Annotated in this window: 16 protein-coding genes; 10 read left to right on the top strand and 6 right to left on the bottom strand. The window is 72.7% G+C overall.

The features are described 5' to 3' along the window. Positions 1-18: 18 nt before the first annotated feature. Positions 19-1023 (bottom strand): non-homologous end-joining DNA ligase, encoded by a 1005-nt coding sequence (gene ligD / locus ACZ6R6_RS12110; RefSeq protein WP_470092592.1) that lies wholly within the window; start codon positions 1021-1023, stop codon positions 19-21. 355 nt (positions 1024-1378) lie between these two features. On the opposite strand from ligD, the gene msrB reads away from it, so the two are divergent. Beyond that, a complete protein-coding gene (gene msrB, locus ACZ6R6_RS12105) occupies positions 1379-1780 on the top strand; it encodes a peptide-methionine (R)-S-oxide reductase MsrB (protein WP_470092590.1) in 402 nt (133 codons plus the stop codon). 316 nt (positions 1781-2096) lie between these two features. On the opposite strand, the gene ACZ6R6_RS12100 is transcribed toward msrB, so the two are convergent. The 3 genes from ACZ6R6_RS12100 to hemG all read right to left on the bottom strand — a co-directional run bounded on the left by ACZ6R6_RS12100 (position 2097) and on the right by hemG (position 5069). Then, complete coding sequence (locus tag ACZ6R6_RS12100; protein WP_470092588.1) at positions 2097-2609, bottom strand: hypothetical protein; 513 nt, start codon at positions 2607-2609, stop codon at positions 2097-2099. Positions 2610-2897: 288 nt separating this feature from the next. Next, positions 2898-3539, bottom strand: coding sequence for a hydrogen peroxide-dependent heme synthase (gene hemQ / locus ACZ6R6_RS12095; protein ID WP_306875617.1), 642 nt, complete (start codon positions 3537-3539; stop codon positions 2898-2900). A gap of 90 nt (positions 3540-3629) precedes the next feature. Further along, positions 3630-5069, bottom strand: a complete 1440-nt coding sequence (gene hemG / locus ACZ6R6_RS12090) for a protoporphyrinogen oxidase (protein WP_470092586.1) — start codon at positions 5067-5069, stop codon at positions 3630-3632. A 131-nt stretch (positions 5070-5200) separates the two neighbouring features. On the opposite strand from hemG, the gene ACZ6R6_RS12085 reads away from it, so the two are divergent. Continuing rightward, on the top strand, positions 5201-6298 hold the full coding sequence (locus tag ACZ6R6_RS12085; RefSeq protein WP_470092585.1) for a DUF4349 domain-containing protein: 1098 nt from the start codon (positions 5201-5203) through the stop codon (positions 6296-6298). A 15-nt stretch (positions 6299-6313) separates the two neighbouring features. Here ACZ6R6_RS12085 and hemE read toward each other — a convergent pair whose 3' ends face one another. Beyond that, positions 6314-7351, bottom strand: coding sequence for a uroporphyrinogen decarboxylase (hemE, locus tag ACZ6R6_RS12080; protein ID WP_470092583.1), 1038 nt, complete (start codon positions 7349-7351; stop codon positions 6314-6316). Between the two features lie 684 nt (positions 7352-8035). Between hemE and ACZ6R6_RS12075 the strand changes: the two genes are divergently transcribed. The 6 genes from ACZ6R6_RS12075 (at position 8036) to ACZ6R6_RS12050 (ending at position 13944) form a co-directional block, all read left to right on the top strand. Then, the gene (locus tag ACZ6R6_RS12075) at positions 8036-8632 is read left to right on the top strand and encodes a DUF3000 domain-containing protein (protein ID WP_470092581.1); all 597 of its coding nucleotides are present in this window, start codon (positions 8036-8038) and stop codon (positions 8630-8632) included. Then, positions 8629-9855, top strand: coding sequence for an HRDC domain-containing protein (locus ACZ6R6_RS12070; RefSeq protein WP_470092579.1), 1227 nt, complete (start codon positions 8629-8631; stop codon positions 9853-9855). The genes ACZ6R6_RS12075 and ACZ6R6_RS12070 overlap by 4 nt, the downstream gene beginning before the upstream one ends. Positions 9856-9990: 135 nt before the next feature. Next, positions 9991-11133: a Gfo/Idh/MocA family protein gene (locus ACZ6R6_RS12065; RefSeq protein ID WP_470092577.1), complete on the top strand. Its 1143-nt coding sequence runs from the start codon at positions 9991-9993 to the stop codon at positions 11131-11133. Continuing rightward, positions 11133-12263 (top strand): dihydrodipicolinate synthase family protein, encoded by a 1131-nt coding sequence (locus ACZ6R6_RS12060; RefSeq protein WP_470092575.1) that lies wholly within the window; start codon positions 11133-11135, stop codon positions 12261-12263. Before ACZ6R6_RS12065 ends, ACZ6R6_RS12060 begins: the two co-directional genes overlap by 1 nt. 26 nt (positions 12264-12289) lie before the next feature. Next, a complete protein-coding gene (locus ACZ6R6_RS12055; RefSeq protein ID WP_306867685.1) occupies positions 12290-13117 on the top strand; it encodes a sugar phosphate isomerase/epimerase family protein in 828 nt (275 codons plus the stop codon). A 137-nt stretch (positions 13118-13254) separates the two neighbouring features. Continuing rightward, on the top strand, positions 13255-13944 hold the full coding sequence (locus ACZ6R6_RS12050; RefSeq protein WP_470092573.1) for a hypothetical protein: 690 nt from the start codon (positions 13255-13257) through the stop codon (positions 13942-13944). A 279-nt stretch (positions 13945-14223) separates the two neighbouring features. Here the strand turns inward: ACZ6R6_RS12050 and ACZ6R6_RS12045 are convergent, their stop codons facing one another. Continuing rightward, positions 14224-15216, bottom strand: coding sequence for a LacI family DNA-binding transcriptional regulator (locus ACZ6R6_RS12045; protein WP_470092571.1), 993 nt, complete (start codon positions 15214-15216; stop codon positions 14224-14226). Between the two features lie 148 nt (positions 15217-15364). Here ACZ6R6_RS12045 and ACZ6R6_RS12040 point away from each other — a divergent pair, with 148 nt between their 5' ends. Both ACZ6R6_RS12040 and ACZ6R6_RS12035 read left to right on the top strand, forming a co-directional pair. Then, positions 15365-16564 carry a thiolase family protein gene (locus tag ACZ6R6_RS12040; protein ID WP_470092569.1) on the top strand — a complete coding sequence of 400 codons (1200 nt, stop codon included), beginning with the start codon at positions 15365-15367 and terminating at the stop codon, positions 16562-16564. Continuing rightward, on the top strand, positions 16561-18633 hold the full coding sequence (locus ACZ6R6_RS12035) for a 3-hydroxyacyl-CoA dehydrogenase NAD-binding domain-containing protein (protein WP_470092567.1): 2073 nt from the start codon (positions 16561-16563) through the stop codon (positions 18631-18633). Before ACZ6R6_RS12040 ends, ACZ6R6_RS12035 begins: the two co-directional genes overlap by 4 nt. The last annotated feature ends 127 nt before the right edge of the window (positions 18634-18760 follow it).

Genomic DNA, 18760 nt, shown 5'->3' with positions numbered 1-18760 from the left:
ACGGCGGGGCCGGTCCGCCTAGCGGGAGTCGTCGCGGGCCTTGCTCGGCTGCACCCGCTTCGGCTCGCCGGGCATCTTCGGGTAGTTGGGCGGGTAGGGCATGTCCTCCCGGCCGTCGCGCTCGAACCATTCGAGCAGGGCGTCGATCGGGAAGGCCCGGTCGTCGATCGCGGCGTGCACGTCGCCCAGTTTGGCGAAGCGGCCCGGGACCGTCCGGATGTCGAAGTCGCGCGGGTCGGCGTCGACCAGCTCCTCCCAGGTGAGCGGGGCCGAGACCGGGGCGTGCGGCCTGGCCCGCACCGAGTAGGCGGCGGCCACGGTCCGGTCGCGGGCGTTCTGGTTGTAGTCGATGAAGACCCGCTCCCCCCGCTCCTCCTTCCACCACGCGGTGGTGGCCAGGGCGGGCACGCGGCGCTCCACCTCGCGGGCGAAGGCGATCGCGGCGTGGCGCACCTGGATGAAGTCCCAGCGCGGCTCGATCCGCACGTTGATGTGGATGCCCCGGTTGCCGGAGGTCTTGGGGAAGCCGGTCATGCCGAGCTCGCGCAGGATCTCGTCGGCCGCGAAGGCCACCTTGCGCGCCTCCTCGAAGCCCGTGCCGGGCTGCGGGTCGATGTCGACGCGCAGCTCGTCGGGGTGCTCCACGTCGGCGGCGCGGACCGGCCAGGGGTGGAAGTCGATGGTCCCCAGGTTCGCGCAGTAGGCGATGTGGGCGACCTCGGTGATCCGGAGCGTCTCGGCGGTGCGCCCGCTGGGGAAGCGGATCGTGACCGTCTCGAACCATTCGGGGAGCTTGGGGGGCACGCGCTTCTGGTAGATCCCCTCGGACTCGACCCCGCCGGGGTGCCGTTTGAGGAAGGTGGGGCGGTCACGGAGGGCGCGCAGCGCCCCCTCGCCCACGCTGACGTAATATTCGACCAGCTCGCGCTTCGTCGCGCCGATCTCCGGGAAATAGACCTTGTCGGGGTTGGTGACCTTGACGACCCGGTCTCCGACCGCGAGTTCGATGTACGGCGACGCCATGGATCGAAGGTACTCCACAAAGGGCGGGTCCGTCCCGGAGCCGCCACGGCGGCGGGACCGGGCTCTCGACGGGACGGACCCCGCGACCACCCGTCTCGCTCTCCGGTCCCGGGCGCTGGCGCGCCACCCGGCCGGCGGCCTCGACCGCCCAAGTTGATCGGTGGACGGCCCGACGGGTGATCTCACCCTCAATCAGGGAAGGCGAAAACCCCCCACAACAATAAAGACGCCAAATCAGACATAAATGGATGCTTCGCCCTAAAAGATTTTTTCGGATATTTCGGGCAGTGCGCCGTCCGCGGCGCCCGGCTCCGCCCACCCCCCGGGGGCGCCCGCGACCGCATAGGCTGGCGAGATGGACAAGGTGGTCAAGAGCGACGCCGAGTGGCGCGTCCAGCTCTCTCCCGAGGAGTTTCACGTTCTCCGCCAGGCGGGCACCGAGCGCCCCTTCACCGGAGAATACGTCGACACCAAGACCGAAGGCGTCTACAGCTGCCGGGCCTGCGGCGCCGAGCTGTTCCGGTCGGACACCAAGTTCGACAGCCACTGCGGCTGGCCGAGCTTCTACGAGCCGTCCGAGTCGGAGGCGGTGACCCTGATCGAGGACCGCTCGCTGGGCATGGTCCGCGTCGAGGTCCGCTGCGCGGCCTGCGACTCCCACCTCGGCCACGTCTTCCACGGCGAGGGCTACGGGACGCCCACCGACGACCGCTACTGCATCAACTCCGTGTCCCTCCGGCTGGAGCCCACCGGCTGAGCGCCGGACCGCCGCCCGGACGGGAGAGCCGCCCGGGCGGCGGGCGGATCCGGGCCTCAGGCGGGTCCGGGCCGCGCCCGGCGGCCGGATGAGGTCACACTCCCCTTCACGGGAGGTAAGGACGGGCCGCGGCAGGGTAGAGCGAAGTCACGCGGAGTGCGCGGGCGCATCCGTAACGTGATCTTCCTCGAGGAGTCGCCGTGCACATCCGGCACAAGTGGGTGATCATCGAGATCATCGGCCGGGTGGTCACCCAGCGCTGCAAGATCTGCGGCAAGACCCGGGTCCGGGTGACCTGACCGGCCGGGACGCTCCGCTATCCGCCGGGCCTGGGATGGGTGACGCGGCAGTCGGAGTCGTCGGGCCCGAGGATGTTGGCGAGCACCGGATTACCGTTCTCCCCGAACTTCGCCTGGACGAAGACCACCGGGCTGGACACCCCGAGCTCCCCGACGAGATAGCTCACACCCGTCTCACACAGTTTGAGCGCCTGTTTGGAGTTGCCCGCCGACTCCGGAAGATCCGTATATATCCGCAGATAGCCGCCGACTATGCGGATGTCCTTGACCCGTTTGGCCGCCTTGTGGCCCTCGAAGTAGGCCAGCGCCTTCTTGTCGGTGTGCTTGGACAGCCCGGCCGCCTCCGACTCGTCGGCCGCCCGCTTCCCCCCGCCGGACTCGGCCGCCGCCACCGGCCCGCCGCCCGCCGCGGCCCCCTGCGGCGCCCCAGGAGCGACCGGGGCCGCCTGTCCGTGGGATGGCGGCTGCTGGTGCGGGGCCCGCAGCAGGGACCCGCCCAGCGCCAGCCCCGCGACCGCCAGCGCGGCCACTCCCACCGAGACCTCGGCGACCCGAGACCGGGCCCGCCGCCGTCGGCCCGCACCCTCGCACCGTGTGGACCGTGCCAGATCTTCGCCCCTTTTCACCCTTGGCCTCACATAGACAGGTGATTTTTCCTGAGTATGACAAATGGCGGGAGAATATCCGAGGTTTCGCCGGATCCGGCCGGACGACGCTCCTGAGAGACCACGTCCGCGCCCGGGGGGCGACGGCGCTCCCGCCGCCCCCGGGGACGCCCTCCGCGCGGTGACGGGCCGTGGTGACGGGCCGCGGTCCGGCTACGGCAGCGCGGTGATCAGCTCGCCGACCGGCTTGCGGATCCCCGTGAAGAAGGGGGTCTCCTCCCGGGTGTGCCGCCGGGCCTCGGCGGCGCGCAGGGTGCGCATCAGGTCGACGATGCGGTGCAGGTCGTCGGCCTCGAAGGCGAGCATCCACTCGTAGTCGTTCAGGGAGAAGCACGCGACGGTGTTGGCCCGGACGTCCGGGTAGTCGCGGGCCATCTTGCCGTGCTCGGCGAGCATCCGGCGGCGGTCGGCGTCGTCCAGGAGGTACCACTCCAGGGAACGGACGAACGGGTAGACGCTGACGTAGCGGCGCGCCTCCTCCTCGGCCAGGAAGGCCGGGATGTGCGACTTGTTGAACTCGGCCGGGCGGTGCAGCGCCATCGCCGACCAGACCGGCTCGGTCAGCAGCCCGAGGTCGGTGCGGCGGAAGCGGGCGTAGGTCTCCTGCAGGTCCTCGGCGGTCGGCGCGTGCCACCAGAACATGAAGTCGGCGTCGGCGCGGAACCCGGTCACGTCGTAGAGGCCGCGGGTGACCACGTCCTTCTCCGCCATCTGGGCCAGCAGGTCCTCGACCTCCTCGGCCATGCCCTCGCGGTTGCCCGGACAGCGTTCGGTCAGCTTGAAGACCGACCACATCGTGTAGCGGATCACCTGGTTCAGGTCGCGTGCCTTGGGCCGCGGGTTCCCGTCCGTCGTCCTCACCCTTTCGTCAGCTCCGCCGGCGTGTCAGCTCGTCAGCGAATCGGCTCTCTTCTGCCATTCTTCCGTGGGGTCCAGGTGGCCCAGAATCCGGGCCGCCGCTGTCCGGGCGGTGGAGACGCAGGCCGGGATGCCGATGCCGTCGTAGGCGGCGCCGCACAGCGCCAGCCCCGGCTGGGAGGCGACGGCGGCGCGGATGCGGGCGACCCGGTCGAGGTGGCCCACGTCGTACTGCGGCAGGGAGCCGCCCCAGCGGGTCACCCTGGAGTCGCGCGGCAGCCCGCGCACACCCATGACCTCGACCATCTCGGCCATCGCCAGGGCGACCAGCTCGGCGTCGTCGCGCTGGAGCACCGCCTCCTCGCCGAGACGGCCGATCGAGCAGCGCAGCAGGATCAGGTTGGGGTCGGCCTCGGTCAGGTGCGGCCACTTGACCGAGCTGAACGTGGCCGCCTTGATCGGGCGCCCGTCGACGGGCGGGACCAGATAGCCGCTGCCGGCCGGCGGCTCCGGGAACGCCTCCCGGGGGTAGGCGAGGGTGACGATGGCCATGCTGGCGTAGTCGATCCGGGCCAGCTCGGCGGCGGCCTGGGGCACCTCGGCGGCGAGCAGACGGCTCGCCGACGGCCCCGGGACCGCGACGATCACCGCGTCGGCCTCGATGACCTCGGGCTCGGGCACCGGCCCGGCCACCAGCCGCCAGCCGCGCTCGGTCCGGTGCATCTCCCGCACCATGACGCCGGTCCTGATCTCCGCGCCGGAGGCCGCGGCCACCGCCTCGGGCAGCGTGCCCATCCCCTGCCGCAGGGTGGTGAAGACGGGCCCGGCGTCCTTGGGCGCCTCGGCGGTGATCTCCCGGGCGGCCGCGAGCAGCGACCGCTCCGAACGGGCGGCGATGGCGATCCTGGGCATCGTCGCCTCCAGCGAGAGCCTGTCGGCCTGGCCCGCGTAGACGCCGCCGAGCAGCGGCTCGATCAGGCGCTCGACCACCTCCCCGCCCATCCGGGCGCGGATGTAGGCGGCCACCGACACGTCGGTGTCGACGAGCGTGGCCGGGAGGATCTGGTCCAGGGGCACCCGGGCGAGGCCGCCGGGGCTGAGGATGCCGGATCTGGCCAGCGACGTCAGGTCGGAGGGGACCCCCATGACGTGCCCCTTGGGCATGGGCCGCAGCGCGCCCCGGGTCAGGACGGCCGCCTGGGTGGTGCCGGGATGCCGTAACTCGTCGCCGAGGCCGACCATCCGGGCCAGCTCTCTGCCCTCGGGCCGCCGCGCGAGCATGGCCTCCGCCCCGGCGTCCGCCGGGATCCCCGCGACCTCGGTGGCGAGGAGCTTGCCGCCGATCCGCCGGGCGCCGTCGAGCACGGTCACCCGGACGTCTTCGCCGCCCTGCCGCAGGTACCACGCGGCGGCCAGCCCCGCGATCCCGCCGCCGACGACCACCACATGGCACCGGTTGCCTTCCATGACTCCTGACCGTACCGTCCCCGGCAGCCGCCCCTGCTCCCGCCACCCCGTGATCGGCGGGTATGGAGAACGTGACTCCATCGTGATTCCCTCCGCCAAACCCCACCGGCGCGGCGGCCGTCAAGGAAGGCATGAGCAGACTCCGGTACGGCATGGGCCCGGCGGTCGCGTTGGCGGGGGTGGCGCTGTCGCTGTCCGCCTGCGCGGGCGGACAGGCGACCAGCGATTCCACCCTCAGCGCTCCGGCCCCCGCCGCCGACATGAACACCGCGGCCAAGGAGGCGGAGTCCGGCGCGGGCGGGAGCGCGCGCGCCGCCGAGCCCCGCCAGGCGGAGCAGAAACCCGGGCAGAACGGGCAGGTGAAGCTGGTCCCGCAGGATCGGGCGATCATCTACACCGCGGAGATGACGGTCCGGGCCAAGGACATCACCGCGGCGGCCGACAGGGCCCGGCAGATCGTCACCACCGCCGGCGGCTACCTGTCCATGGAGAAGTCGGACGCCTACACCGGCGGCGAGGGCTCCGCGCAGTTGGTCTTCAAGGTCCCGCCCGGGGGCTATCCCGGCGTGCTGGAGCGCCTGGGCAAGGATCTCGGCACACGCGAGTCGCTCCAGCAGAACACCGAGGACGTCACCGAGCAGGTGGCCGACGTGGAGAGCCGGCTGAGGTCGGCGCGGTCGGCGCTCGACTCGCTGCGCGCGCTGCTGAAGAAGGCCGACACGATCGGCGAGGTGCTGGACGTGGAGCGGGAGATCTCCGGCCGCGAGTCCGACCTGGAGGCGCTGCAGGCCAGGCAGAAGACGCTCGCCTCACAGACGAGCATGGCGACGCTGACGCTGAACCTGGTGGGCCCGGCGACCGTGGTGCCCGAGAAGGAGGATGAGCCGTCCGGTTTCCTCGGGGGGCTGCAGACCGGCTGGAAGAGCTTCGTCACGGCCCTCAAGGTCGGGCTGACGGTCCTGGGCGTGCTGCTGCCCTGGCTGATCCTGATCGTGCCGCTCTGGCTGCTGCTGGCCTTCCTGCTCCGCCGTAGCCGCGAGCGCGCCGTCCGGACGGCACCGTCCCGCCGGGGCGGCCCGGGCGGGGCGCAGGGGGCCTTCCCCGGGAGCGGCCTCGGACCGATCCTCGCCGGCGACGGGCCCGGACGGGCCCCGGACGGCGAGGCAGCCGCGCGGGCCCCCGAGGGGCCCGGGCAGCCGGAGGAGCCGGCTCCGCCCGGGCGTCCGTAGCCCCGTGGCGGGAGGTCAGCGGGTGGAGGCCTCGTGCACGAAGTCCGTGAGGCGGGCGAGCTGGTCGGGGTCGGCGCCGGGGGGCACGCCGTGGCCGAGGTTGAAGATGTGGCCCTCGGCCTTGGCGCCGCGGACGAGGATGTCGCCCGCGCGGCGCTCGACGACCTCCCAGGGGGCGAACAGCGTCGCCGGGTCGAGGTTGCCCTGCAGCGCCCTGCCCGGGCCGACCCGCCGGGCGGCCTCGTCGAGCGGGACCCGCCAGTCGACGCCGACCACGTCGGCCCCGGCCTCGCCGAGCAGGGCGAGCAGCTCGCCGGTGCCGACGCCGAAGTGGATGCGCGGGACGTCCAGGTCGGTCAGCCCGGCGAAGATGCGGCTGGTGTAGGGCAGGACGAACTCGCGGTAGTCCTCGGGGGCGACGGCGCCGACCCAGGAGTCGAAGAGCTGGACCGCCGAGGCCCCGGCGGCGATCTGGATGCGCAGGAAGTCGAGGGTGATCCCGGTCAGCCGCTCCATCAGGGCGTGCCACAGCTGCGGCCGGCCGTACATCATCGCCTTGGTGCGGTCGTGGCTCTTGGAGGGGCCGCCCTCGATGAGGTAGGAGGCCAGGGTGAACGGCGCGCCCGCGAAGCCGATGAGCGGGGTCGGGCCCAGCTCGCCGGTCAGCGTCCGGACGGCCTCGGTGACGTAGGAGACGTCGTCGGGCTCGATCGGGCGCAGCGTCCTGATCGCGTCGGCGTCCCTGATCGGCTCGGCCACCACCGGCCCGACGCCGGGCTTGATGTCCAGGTCGATCCCGATCGCCTTGAGCGGCACCACGATGTCGCTGAAGAAGATGGCCGCGTCCACGCCGTAGCGGCGGACCGGCTGCAGCGTGATCTCCACGATCAGGTCGGGGGTGGCGCACGCGGTGAGCATCGGCACCCCGCCCCGCACGGCCCGGTATTCGGGCAGCGAGCGGCCGGCCTGGCGCATGAACCACACGGGCGTGCGGGAGACGGGCAGGCGGCGGCAGGCGCGGACGAACGGGGAGTCGGCAAGCTCGGGAGTCACCCTCCCAGGGTGCCATGCCGGGGGCGCGGTCCGCTCACCAAGGCCATTGACCGAGGTTCTCGGTACGAAATCACCGGTTATTCAATGAGATCACGGCGAACAACGCCCAGACAGTTTCAAGTCATGATGACGATCGGGTTCTGCCGGTTTCGAGTGCTTCGTCCGCTAGAAAGCGATGTCGGCAGGCATCCGGCGGCGGCGGAAGGCACGGAGCGATCATGTTTCCGGGTACAGTTTCTCCCATTGATGAACTTGGCACGGCCCATGGCTGGTCCAAATGTCTGTCAAGTCACCGCGCGGCATCGATTCCGGCACCACTTTCGGGACACGCCGAGCACGTTGCGCGGAATTGTCGGCGCGACGTGCCAACGTCGGACCACGACCCGACGAAAGGCCCGTGCGATGTCCACGATGTGGAGTTCAACCGAACGCCGCGGTGAGCACTGTGCTTCCTGTGCCGCCGAGCGGGTTTTCGAGCAGCCCCCCTGTTCCGACGGCCACGGACCGGGCCGGTGCCCCGAGTGGGCCTGCGTCGAGTGCGGCCATGCCCTGTTCCTGGGGGTCCCCGACGGCGAGGGCGCGCCCGCTCTCCGCCGGTCGATGGCAGTGGCTTGATTGGCTCCAATGGCTCCTACACACACCCCAGTGGTCCCAATGCGCTCAGTTCCGACCTACGCTTCCGATATGACCCTCGGTGACGCACCGCCCGCTCCCGCCGCCTTCCGGCGTGCGGCGGCCACCCTGCGCCCGGCCGAGGTCAGACCGGAGATCGAGCTGGAGGACATCCCGGCGCCGCAGCGCCTGGCCCCCTATTCGGCCGCCATCGGCGCGTCGGTCTATCGCGACGACGACGAGCTGGCGGTCGGCCGCCTCATCATGCTCTTCGACCCGGACGGCCAGCGCGGCTGGGACGGGCCGTTCCGCCTGGTCGCCTACGTCCGGGCGGACATGGAGCTGGAGATCACCGAAGATCCGCTGCTCGGTCCCGTCGCGTGGAGCTGGCTCACCGAGTCACTCGACGCGCACGGCGCCGGCTACGCCGCCGCCGGGGGGACCGTCACCCGGGCGGTCTCCGAGGGCTTCGGCAACAAGGCCGACGACCCGGTGACCACGGAGCTGGAGCTGCGCGCCTCCTGGTCTCCGCTGGAGGAGGATCTCTCCGGCCATGTCGCCGCCTGGTGCGATCTGATGTGCCTCGCGGCGGGTATACCCCCCCTGCCACCCGACGTGGCGACCCTGCCGCCACGCCGTCGCGAAGATCCGGAGCCCTTCCGAACGTGACCGACGAGACAACCATCGTTCCGCTGCTGGAGCCGCGTGAGGGGATCCCACCCGTCATCGAGGATCCCGCCGGCCTCGCACGCGCCGTGCGCGCCTTCGCCGAGGGCACCGGCCCGGTCGCCGTGGACGCCGAGCGGGCCTCCGGCTACCGCTACAGCGGCCGCGCCTATCTGGTGCAGCTACGCCGTGCGGGTGCGGGCAGCGCCCTGATCGACCCGGTCCACTGCCCGGACCTGTCGGAGCTCGACGCGGCGCTGGCCGGCGCGGAAGTGGTGCTCCACGCGGCCTCACAGGACCTGCCATGCCTGGCGGAGCTGGGCTTTCATCCCCGGGAGCTGTTCGACACCGAGCTGGCCGGGCGGCTGCTGGGCTACGAGCGGGTCGGGCTCGGCATGATGGTGGAGAACGTCCTGGGGCTGAAGCTGGAGAAGGGCTACTCCGCCGCCGACTGGTCCACCCGCCCGCTGCCGGAAGACTGGCTGCGCTACGCGGCGCTCGACGTCGAGGTCCTGGTCGAGCTGCGCGACGTCCTCCACGAGGAGCTGGAGTCCAGCGGGAAGCTGGCCTGGGCGCAGGAGGAGTTCGCCTCGGTGCTGGCGCACAGGTCCCCCGCGCCGCGCTCGGATCCGTGGCGGCGCACCTCCGGGATCCACAAGGTCCGCTCGCTGCGCGGCCTGGCCGTGGTCCGGGAGCTGTGGACGCTCCGCGACGAGTTCGCCCGCGAGTCGGACCTCGCGCCGGGCCGGGTCCTGCCCGACGCGGCGATCGTCACCGCCGCCCTGGAGCTGCCCCGCACCACCAAGGCGCTCACCGAGATCCCCCCCTTCACCGGCCGCAGCGCCCGCCGGCACCTGCGCGACTGGCTGGCCGCGATCGGCCGGGGACGGACGCTGCCGGAGTCGGAGCTCCCGCAGCCCAGCACCCCGGGTGACGGGCCGCCGCCCGCCAACCGGTGGATGGACCGCGACCCGGTCGCCGCCCGGCGGCTGGCCGCCGCCCGGGCCGTGGTGGCCGCGCTCGCCGACGAGCACCACATGCCCACGGAGAACCTGCTCCAGCCCGACGCGGTGCGCCGGCTGACCTGGGAGCCGCCCGCGGTCGTCGACGAGGAGAGCGTCGTGGCCCGGCTGCGCGAGCTGGGCGCCCGGGAATGGCAGATCGGCCTGACCGCCCACCCGATGGCCAAGGCGCTGATCCGGCTGGAGACCAAGGGCGAGATCTGACCCGGCGGTCCCAGGAGCCGCCCCCGCCCCGGGCCGGCCCGCTCCTGCCGTCATCTCCCTGGTAAGCGCTTGCCGAGGAGATGGCGGCTGCCGTACGGTAGCTTGGAAAGCGCTTTCCATAGGAGGCTCAAGAAGATGTCCCCGCGAAGCATCGGCGTCGTGATGAACGGCGTCACCGGCCGTATGGGCTACCGCCAGCACCTGGTCCGATCGGTCCTGGCGATCAACGAGCAGGGCGGCGTGGCGCTGTCCGACGGCAGCCGGGTGACGCTCAAGCCGGTGCTGGTCGGCCGGAGCGCCGAGAAGCTGGAGAAGCTGGCCGGCGACCACGGCATCGCCGACTGGACCACCGACCTGGACGCCGCGCTGGCCGACGACGGCAACCTCGTCTACTTCGACGCCCAGGTCACCCAGGCCCGGGTGAAGTCGGTGCTGAAGGCGATAGAGGCGGGCAAGCACGTCTACGCCGAGAAGCCGACCGCCGAGACCTTCGAGGACGCGCTGGCGCTGGCCGACGCCGCGACCGCCAGGGGCGTGAAGAACGGCGTCGTGCAGGACAAGCTCTTCCTGCCGGGCCTGCTCAAGCTCAAGCGCCTGATCGACGGCGGCTTCTTCGGCCGGATCCTGTCGGTGCGCGGCGAGTTCGGCTACTGGGTCTTCGAGGGAGACTGGCAGGCCGCGCAGCGCCCGTCGTGGAACTACCGCGCCGAGGACGGCGGCGGCATCGTCCTCGACATGTTCCCGCACTGGGCCTACGTGCTGGAGAACCTCTTCGGCCAGGTGCGGTCGGTCTACGCCCAGGCCGTCACCCACATCCCCGAGCGTGTGGACGAGCAGGGCAGGACCTACCCGGCCACCGCCGACGACGCCGCCTACGGCGTCTTCGAGCTCGACAACGGCATCGTGGCCCAGATCAACTCCTCCTGGAACGTCAGGGTGAACCGGGACGAGCTGGTGGAGTTCCAGGTGGACGGCACGCACGGCAGCGCGGTCGCGGGCCTGCGCAACTGCCGCGTCCAGCACCGCGCCACCACCCCCAAGCCGGTCTGGAACCCCGACCTGCCCGTCACCGCGCGCTTCCGCGACGACTGGCAGGAGGTGCCCGACAACGCCGAGTTCGACAACGGATTCAAGATCCAGTGGGAGATGTTCGTCCGCCACGTGATCGAGGACGCGCCCTTCCCCCACGACTTCGCCTCCGGCGCACGGGGCGTCCGCCTCGCCGAACTGGGCCTGCGCTCCTCCGCCGAGGGCCGCCGCCTGCCGGTGGAGCCGTGATGAGGATCGCGCTGCCCGGCGGGGAGCACACCCTGCGCGAGCCGGTGACCTGGGCGGTGCCCGCCGGTCCGGCCAGGAGCCGCGTCGTCTACGCCGCCGCCCACGTCGTCGCCGATCCGCTCGGCGACAACACCCCCGGCTCCCCCGCCGCCGTCGACTGGGACGCCACGCTGCGCTTCCGCCGCCACCTGTGGTCACACGGCCTGCGGGTCGCCGACGCCATGGACACCGCCCAGCGCAACATGGGCCTGGACTGGGCGGCCACCCGCGAGCTGATCCGGCGCAGCGCCGCCGAGGCGGCCTCCTTCGGCCCGGCCGCCACGCTGGTGGCCTGCGGCGCGGGCACCGACCACGCGCCGGGGGCGGCGACGCTGGAGGAGGTCGTGGCCGCCTACACCGAGCAGATCGAGACCGTGCGGGAGGCGGACGCCGGCGTCATCGTCATGGCCAGCCGCCAGCTCGCCCGGATCGCGCGGGGGCCCGAGGACTACCACGCGGTCTACGGCAGGCTGCTCTCCCAGGTGGACCGCCCGGTGATCCTGCACTGGCTCGGCGAGATGTTCGACCCCCAGCTCGCGGGCTACTGGGGCTCGGCGGACGTGGCCGAGGCCACCGCGTCGTTCCTGGCGCTGATCGCCGAGCACGCGCCGAGGGTGGAGGGCGTCAAGGTCTCGCTGCTGGACGCCGACCACGAGATCGGGCTGCGCGCGGCGCTGCCCGAGGGCGTCAGGCTGTACACCGGCGACGACTTCAACTACCCCTCGCTGATCAAGTCGGGCAGCCACGCGCTGCTGGGCGTCTTCGACGCGATCGCCCCGGCCGCGGCGGCGGCCCTGCAGGCGCTCGACGCGGGCGACCTCGCGCGCTACGACGAGATCATGGACCCGACGGTCGCCCTCTCCCGGAAGATCTTCGAGACGCCGACCTACAACTACAAGACCGGCATCGTCTTCCTGGCCTGGCTCAACGGTCATCAGGACGCCTTCGCCATGGTCAACGGCGCCCAGGCGGCCCGCTCGCTCCCCCACCTGGCCGAGGTGTTCCGCCTGGCCGACCGGGCCGGGCTGCTGGCCGACCCCGAGCTGGCGGTCTCCCGGATGAGGTCCCTGCTGGCGGTGCACGGACTGTGAGCGCGGGAGCGGAGAGCGGACGGGACATGAGCCGTTTCGCGCTGAACCAGTGGACCACCCGGCGGTGGTCGGTGGCCGAGGCCGTCGACGGGTGCGTGCGGCACGGCGTCGAGGCGATCGGTCTGTGGCGGCAGAACGTCGCCGAGCAGGGGCTGGAGGAGACCGTCAAGCTCGTCGCGGACGCCGGGCTCCGGGTGTCGTCCCTGTGCCGGGGCGGCTTCCTGACCTCGGGGGACGCTCTCGACGACAACCGCAGGGCGATCGACGAGGCCGCCGCGCTGCGGGCCGCGTGCCTGGTCATGGTGGTCGGCGGCCTGCCGGGGGTGGTCCCCGGCGAGCCCCTGGGCACGATCTCCCGTGACCTGGCGGGCGCCCGGGAACGGGTCGCCGAGGCGCTGGCCGTCCTGGCCCCCTACGCCGGCGAGCGCGGCGTCAGGCTGGCCCTGGAGCCGCTGCACCCGATGTACTGCGCCGACCGGGCCGTGCTGTCCACCCTCGGCCAGGCCCTGGACCTGGCCGAGCCGTACCCGGCCGAGCAGGTCGGCGTCATCGTCGACACCTTCCACGTCTGGTGGGACCCGCAGGTCTTCCAGCAGATCGCCAGGGCCGGGGAGCGGATCGCCGGCTACCAGGTGTGCGACTTCCTGTCGCCCCTGCCGGCCGACGTCCTGCTCGGCCGGGGCGTGATGGGCGACGGCGTGATCGACTTCGCGCCCCTGACCAGGGCGGTGACCGAGGCGGGCTACACCGGGGACATCGAGGTGGAGATCTTCAACGCCGACGTGTGGGCCGCCGACCCCGACGAGGTGCTGTCGCGGATCATGGCCAGGTACGGCGAGCTGATCGGTGGCTGAGACCCGGGCGGACATGTCCGCCCGCTCCGGACGACCGCTCCACGTTGGAGTCATGAGGCAGATAAACGTACGGTGAGGACATGACGATCGCAGACAGCGAAGCCAGCCCCGCCGTACAGCGGCCAGCGGAACATGTAATGGCTGTATTCGAAGCGATCCAGGAGTGGGAGGCCGCCAATCCGGGGTCGTCCCCGTCCGGACAGGGACAGGCGATCCTGTGGGCTCTGGGCAAGCGTGAGCAGGCGCCCGTCAGCGGCCGCCCGACGTCGGGAGCCCCGCCGACCCTCGCCGAGGCGCGCGCGGAGATCGACGCCGCCGAACGGGTCCCGCGCGAGGGCCGGGTGGTCCCGGCCGACGGGGTCATCAGCATCCTGCACTGGCTGATCGGGGTCAGGGACACGGTGCCGATGCCCGGCCGCCGCTCCTCCGAGGGATGGGGACATCTGGTCGGCGGCCGCGGGGTGATCGTGCGCACCGAAACGGAGATCGGCCGGATCGCCGAGCTGGCCCGGGCGGGCCAGGCGGGCACCTCCGGCGAGCCGGACAGGGCGTGGTGCTCCGGGACGGCCGCCGTGTGCGAATGGGTGCTCGGCACCCGCCGGAAGTCACCCGTCCGGAACACGCCGCGGCCCATTCACGGACCGACCGGGCTCAACCTCGGGATGGAGGAGAGCGCGGCCGAGGACGTCTCCCGGCAGCTCGGCCGGGGCCGCCAGCACCCTCCCGGCTACGGCGACGGGGTCGTCCGCACGATCCGCTGGCTGCGGGGGCAGCTCACCGTCCCGCCCGTGAACGAGCAGGGAAGGCCGGCCTCCGGCAGCCGCTGACCGTCCCCCACGGCGCCACCGGACCGGACCTCCGCGGATGTCCGGTCCGGGTCCCCGTCACGGGCCGGTCACCGGGCCCGGGCCGACGGGCCGTCCGAGCGGGCCGGAGCGGGACCGACGGGCCGTCCGGGTGGGCCGGAGCGGCGACCCGGACCGCGCGGGGCAACCTCCGCCGGGTCAGGACCGACGGGCCGTCCGGGCGGTCCGGGGCGGCGACCCGGACCGCGCGGGGCGGCCCCTCACCGGGACCGGAAGGGCTCCCACGTGCCGCGGGCGGCCTCAGGCCGGCCCGCGGGTGCTCTCCCGCAGGACCACCTCTCCGGCCACGGGCTCGACCCGGACCTCCGGAGCCGCGTCGAGGGCCAACTCCAGCGCGCGGGCGCCCATGTCGGCCAGCGGCAGCCGTACCGTGGACAGCGCCGGGACCAGGTCGCGCAGGGTGGCGATGTCGTCGAAGCCCGCCACGGAGATGTCGTCCGGCACCCGCACGCCCCGATCCCGGAAGGAGGCCAGCGCGCCCACGGCCATCACGTCGTTGACGGCGAACACGCACGTGGCGCCGGAGACCTCGGCCGCCGCCGCGTAGCCGCCGTCCCGGTCGAAGGAGCCGTGCACGATCTGCGGCGCGGGCAGGCCGAGCCCGGCGAGCGCCCCGGCGAATCCCGCCACCCGGTCACGGGCCGTGATCAGCCCGGCGGGGCCCGCGAGCACGGCGAAGCGCCGGTGGCCCAGCCCGGCCAGGGACCGGGCCAGCGCGGCGGCGCCCTCGTGGTTGCCCGGCACCACCGTGTCGGCGCCGAGCAGGTCCTGGCCGACGCAGGCCACCCGGCCGCCGGTCTCCCGGTAGTGGTCGAGCTCCTCCCGGAGCCGGCGGGTCACCTGGGGGTCGGCGACCCGGGAGCCGGCGAGCAGCACCGCGCAGACCCGCTGCGCGTTCAGGGTCGAGACGTAGGCGATCTCCCGTTCGGGGTCACGGTGCGTGGTGCCGACCATGACCACGAGCTCCTGGCTCTCGGCCACCCGCATGGCCCCGTCCGCGAGCGCGGCGAAGTAGGGGTCGGTAAGATCGTGGACCACCAGCCCGATCACGTTGCTGGCCCCCCGGGCCAGCGTCTGGGCGGCCACGTTGGTCCGGTAGCCGAGCTGGGCGGCGGCCAGTTCCACCCTGGCCCGCAGGGACGCCCCCACCTGACGGGTGCTCCCGTTCAGCACCCTCGACGCCGTGGCGAGCGAGACGCCTGCCTGCCGGGCGACATCTTCGAGCGTGATCATCGGCAACCTCCAGGGAAAGCGTTTTCCCAGTCTGCCAGAGTCGCCCCCCTCCCGCATCCCGGACCCGCCGGACACCCTGGCCGCGCGGAGTATTGTTACTGACCAGTAGCATAGGGGGGAAGCTACCCAGCAACGAGGAGCGAACCCCGTGCCTTCCTCTCGTGACGTCGTATTCGTCGACGGTGTGCGCACGCCGTTCGGCAGGTCGGGCCCCAAGGGGCTGTATGCCGAGACGCGCGCCGACGATCTGGTGATCCGCGTCATCCGCGAGCTGATCCGGCGTAATCCGAACCTGCCGCCGGAGCGCGTCGACGAGGTGGCCATCGCGGCCACCACGCAGATCGGCGACCAGGGCCTGACCATCGGCCGCTCCGCCGCGGTGCTGGCCGGACTGCCCAAGAGCGTGCCCGGCTACTCCATCGACCGCATGTGCGCCGGCGCCATGACCGCCGTGACCTCGGTCGCCGGAGGCATCGCCTTCGGCGCCTACGACGTCGCCATCGCCGGCGGCGTCGAGCACATGGGCCGCCACCCGATGGGCGAGGGCGTCGACCCCAACCCCCGGTTCCTGGCCGAGCAGCTCGTGGACGGCTCCGCCCTGGTCATGGGCATGACCGCGGAGAACCTGCACGACCGCTACCCCACCATCACCAAGCAGCGCGCGGACGCCTTCGCCCTCGCCTCGCAGGAGAAGGTCGCCAAGGCCTACGCCGACGGCAGGATCCAGCCCGACCTGGTCCCGATGGCCACCCGGTCGGCGGAGCAGGGCTGGGGCCTGGCCACCGCCGACGAGGCCCCCCGCCCCGGCACCACCCTGGAGGGGCTCGCCGCGCTGAAGACCCCCTTCCGCCCGCACGGCCGGGTCACCGCTGGCAACGCCTCCGGCATCAACGACGGCGCGACCGGCTGCATCGTGGCCGCCTCCGACGTCGCCGAGGAGCTCGGCCTGGCGCCCAAGATGCGCCTGGTCTCCTACGCCTTCGCCGGCGTGGACCCCGAGGTCATGGGGGTCGGCCCGATCCCGTCCACCGAGCGGGCGCTCCGCCTGGCCGGGCTCTCCATCTCCGACATCGGCCTGTTCGAGATCAACGAGGCCTTCGCCGTGCAGGTGCTGGCGTTCCTGGAGCACTTCGGCATCGCCGACGACGACGCCCGCGTCAACCCCTACGGCGGCGCGATCGCCTTCGGTCACCCGCTGGCCTCCTCGGGCGTGCGGCTGATGACGCAGCTGGCGCGCGAGTTCGGCGAGCGCCCCGACGTCCGGTACGGCGTGACCACGATGTGCGTCGGCATGGGCATGGGCGGGACGGTCATCTGGGAGAACCTGGGCTGGGAAGGTAACAAGTGACGGACATCAAGGAACTGTTCGCCGACGAGGTCGTCACCAAGGCGATCGTCCGCGACGTGGAACTGCCCTACGGCGCGGGCACCATGGCGCTGATCACGCTGGACAACGGCTTCGACCACACCAAGCCGTCCACGTTCGGTCCCGGGGGGCTCACCTCCCTGAACGAGGCCCTCGACTCGATCGTCGGCCGCGGGGACCTGGCGGCCGTGGGCGTCGTCGGCAAGCCGTTCATCTTCGCGGTGGGCGCCGACCTCAAGGGCGCCGCCACGGTCGCCGAGCGGGAGCAGGCGCTCGCGATCGGCAGGCTGGGCCACGAGGTGTTCCGCCGCCTCGGCGAGCTGGAGGTGCCGTCGTTCGCGTTCGTCAACGGCGCGGCGATGGGCGGCGGCCTGGAGGTCGCCCTCCACTGCACCTACCGGACGATCTCCTCCGGCGTGCCCGCGGTGGCCCTGCCCGAGTGCTTCCTCGGCCTGGTGCCCGGCTGGGGCGGCACCCAGCTGCTGCCCCGTCTGATCGGCCCGGCCGCGGCCATCAAACTGATCATCGAGAACCCGCTCTCGCAGAACCGCATGATCAAGGGCCGGGACGCCTTCGCGGCCGGTGTCGCCGACGCGATGTTCGAGCCCGCCGACTTCCTGGAGGAGTCCCTGCGCTGGGCGGCCCGGGTGCTGCGCGGCGAGGTGACCGTCTCCCGCGCCGACCACACCGCCGACGACTGGTCCAAGACCGTCGCCGACGCCCGCTTCCTGGTCGACATGAAGCTGCACGGCGCCTCCCCCGCCCCCTACCGGGCGCTGGAGCTGATCGAGCTGGCCCGCACCGCCTCGCGTGAGGAGGGCTTCGCCGCCGAGGACCGGGCGCTGGCCGACCTCCTCATGGGCGACGAGCTCCGCGCCGGCCTCTACTCCTTCGACCTGGTGCAGCGCCGGGCCAAGAAGCCCGCCGGAGCCCCCGACAAGGCCCTGGCCCGCAAGGTCACCAAGGTGGGCGTCGTCGGCGCGGGCCTGATGGCCTCGCAGATGGCGCTGCTGTTCGCCCGCCGCCTGGAGGTCCCGGTCGTGCTGACCGACCTGGACCAGGCCCGGCTGGACAAGGGCGTCGGCTACGTCCACGCCGAGATCGACAAGCTGCTGGGCAAGGGCCGGATCTCCGGCGACCAGGCCAACCGGCTCAAGGCCCTGGTGACCGGCTCGCTGACCAAGGACGCCTTCGCCGACGCCGACTTCGTCATCGAAGCCGTCTTCGAGGACCTGAAGGTCAAGCAGAAGGTGTTCGCCGAGGTGGAGGAGGTCGTCTCGGCCGAGTGCGTGCTGGCCACCAACACCTCCTCGCTGTCGCTGACCGAGATGGCCGCCGCGCTGCGGCACCCCGAGCGGGTCGTGGGCTTCCACTTCTTCAACCCGGTGGCCGTGATGCCGCTGCTGGAGATCATCCGGGGCGCCGAGACCGACGACGCGACGCTGGCCACGGCCTTCGCCGTCGGCAGGTCGCTGAAGAAGTCGTCGGTGCTGGTCAAGGACGCGCCCGCGTTCGTGGTCAACCGGCTGCTGACCCGCTTCATGGGCGAGGTCATCGGCGCGGTCGACGAGGGCACCCCGCTGGAGGTCGCCGACCACGCGCTGGACGGGCTCGGCCTGCCGATGACCCCGTTCGCGCTGCTGCAGCTCGTCGGCCCGGCCGTCGCGCTGCACGTCGCCGAGACCATGCACGCGGCCTTCCCCTCCCGCTACGGGGTGTCGGACAACCTCGCCAGGCTGGTCGCGGCGGGCAAGCCCGGCGTCTACGCGCCGGACTTCTCGCTGGACGCCGAGGCGGTGGCCCTCTTCTCCGGCGGGACCTCCCCGTCGAGCGCCGAGGAGGTACGGCTGCGCGCGCTGCGGGCGCTCGCCGAGGAGATCCGCATCATGCTCGACGAGGGCGTGGTCGCGGCCGCCCAGGACATCGACCTGTGCATGATCCTCGGCGCGGGCTGGCCGTTCCACCTGGGCGGCATCACCCCCTATCTGGACCGGGCCGGGATCGCCGAGCCGCGTTTCCTGCCGCCGGGCGTGGCCTCCGTCCCCGCCTAGCCGCTCCTGGAGCGGCCTGCCCGGGCCGGGCCGCCCACCCCGACGGGCCGGATCCCTCCCGGCCGGTGACCCGCTCACCGGCCGGGAGGGAGCTCCGGGCGCCGGCCCGCGCCGGGGCCGCCGCCCG

Source organism: Streptosporangium sp. NPDC048886 (assembly GCF_055586905.1).
Note: the sequence above shows the minus strand (reverse complement) of the source record. Positions and strands in the feature narration are given on the sequence as shown.

What these genes read in the sequence shown, in the direction of transcription:
- ligD (WP_470092592.1), bottom strand. Translation starts at nt 1,023, where the DNA reads ATGGCGTCGCCGTACATCGAACTCGCGGTCGGAGACCGGGTCGTCAAG.
- msrB (WP_470092590.1), top strand. Translation starts at nt 1,379, where the DNA reads ATGGACAAGGTGGTCAAGAGCGACGCCGAGTGGCGCGTCCAGCTCTCT.
- hemQ (WP_306875617.1), bottom strand. Translation starts at nt 3,539, where the DNA reads ATGTGGTCGGTCTTCAAGCTGACCGAACGCTGTCCGGGCAACCGCGAG.
- hemG (WP_470092586.1), bottom strand. Translation starts at nt 5,069, where the DNA reads ATGGAAGGCAACCGGTGCCATGTGGTGGTCGTCGGCGGCGGGATCGCG.
- ACZ6R6_RS12085 (WP_470092585.1), top strand. Translation starts at nt 5,201, where the DNA reads ATGAGCAGACTCCGGTACGGCATGGGCCCGGCGGTCGCGTTGGCGGGG.
- ACZ6R6_RS12075 (WP_470092581.1), top strand. Translation starts at nt 8,036, where the DNA reads ATGACCCTCGGTGACGCACCGCCCGCTCCCGCCGCCTTCCGGCGTGCG.
- ACZ6R6_RS12065 (WP_470092577.1), top strand. Translation starts at nt 9,991, where the DNA reads ATGTCCCCGCGAAGCATCGGCGTCGTGATGAACGGCGTCACCGGCCGT.
- ACZ6R6_RS12060 (WP_470092575.1), top strand. Translation starts at nt 11,133, where the DNA reads ATGAGGATCGCGCTGCCCGGCGGGGAGCACACCCTGCGCGAGCCGGTG.
- ACZ6R6_RS12055 (WP_306867685.1), top strand. Translation starts at nt 12,290, where the DNA reads ATGAGCCGTTTCGCGCTGAACCAGTGGACCACCCGGCGGTGGTCGGTG.
- ACZ6R6_RS12050 (WP_470092573.1), top strand. Translation starts at nt 13,255, where the DNA reads ATGGCTGTATTCGAAGCGATCCAGGAGTGGGAGGCCGCCAATCCGGGG.
- ACZ6R6_RS12045 (WP_470092571.1), bottom strand. Translation starts at nt 15,216, where the DNA reads ATGATCACGCTCGAAGATGTCGCCCGGCAGGCAGGCGTCTCGCTCGCC.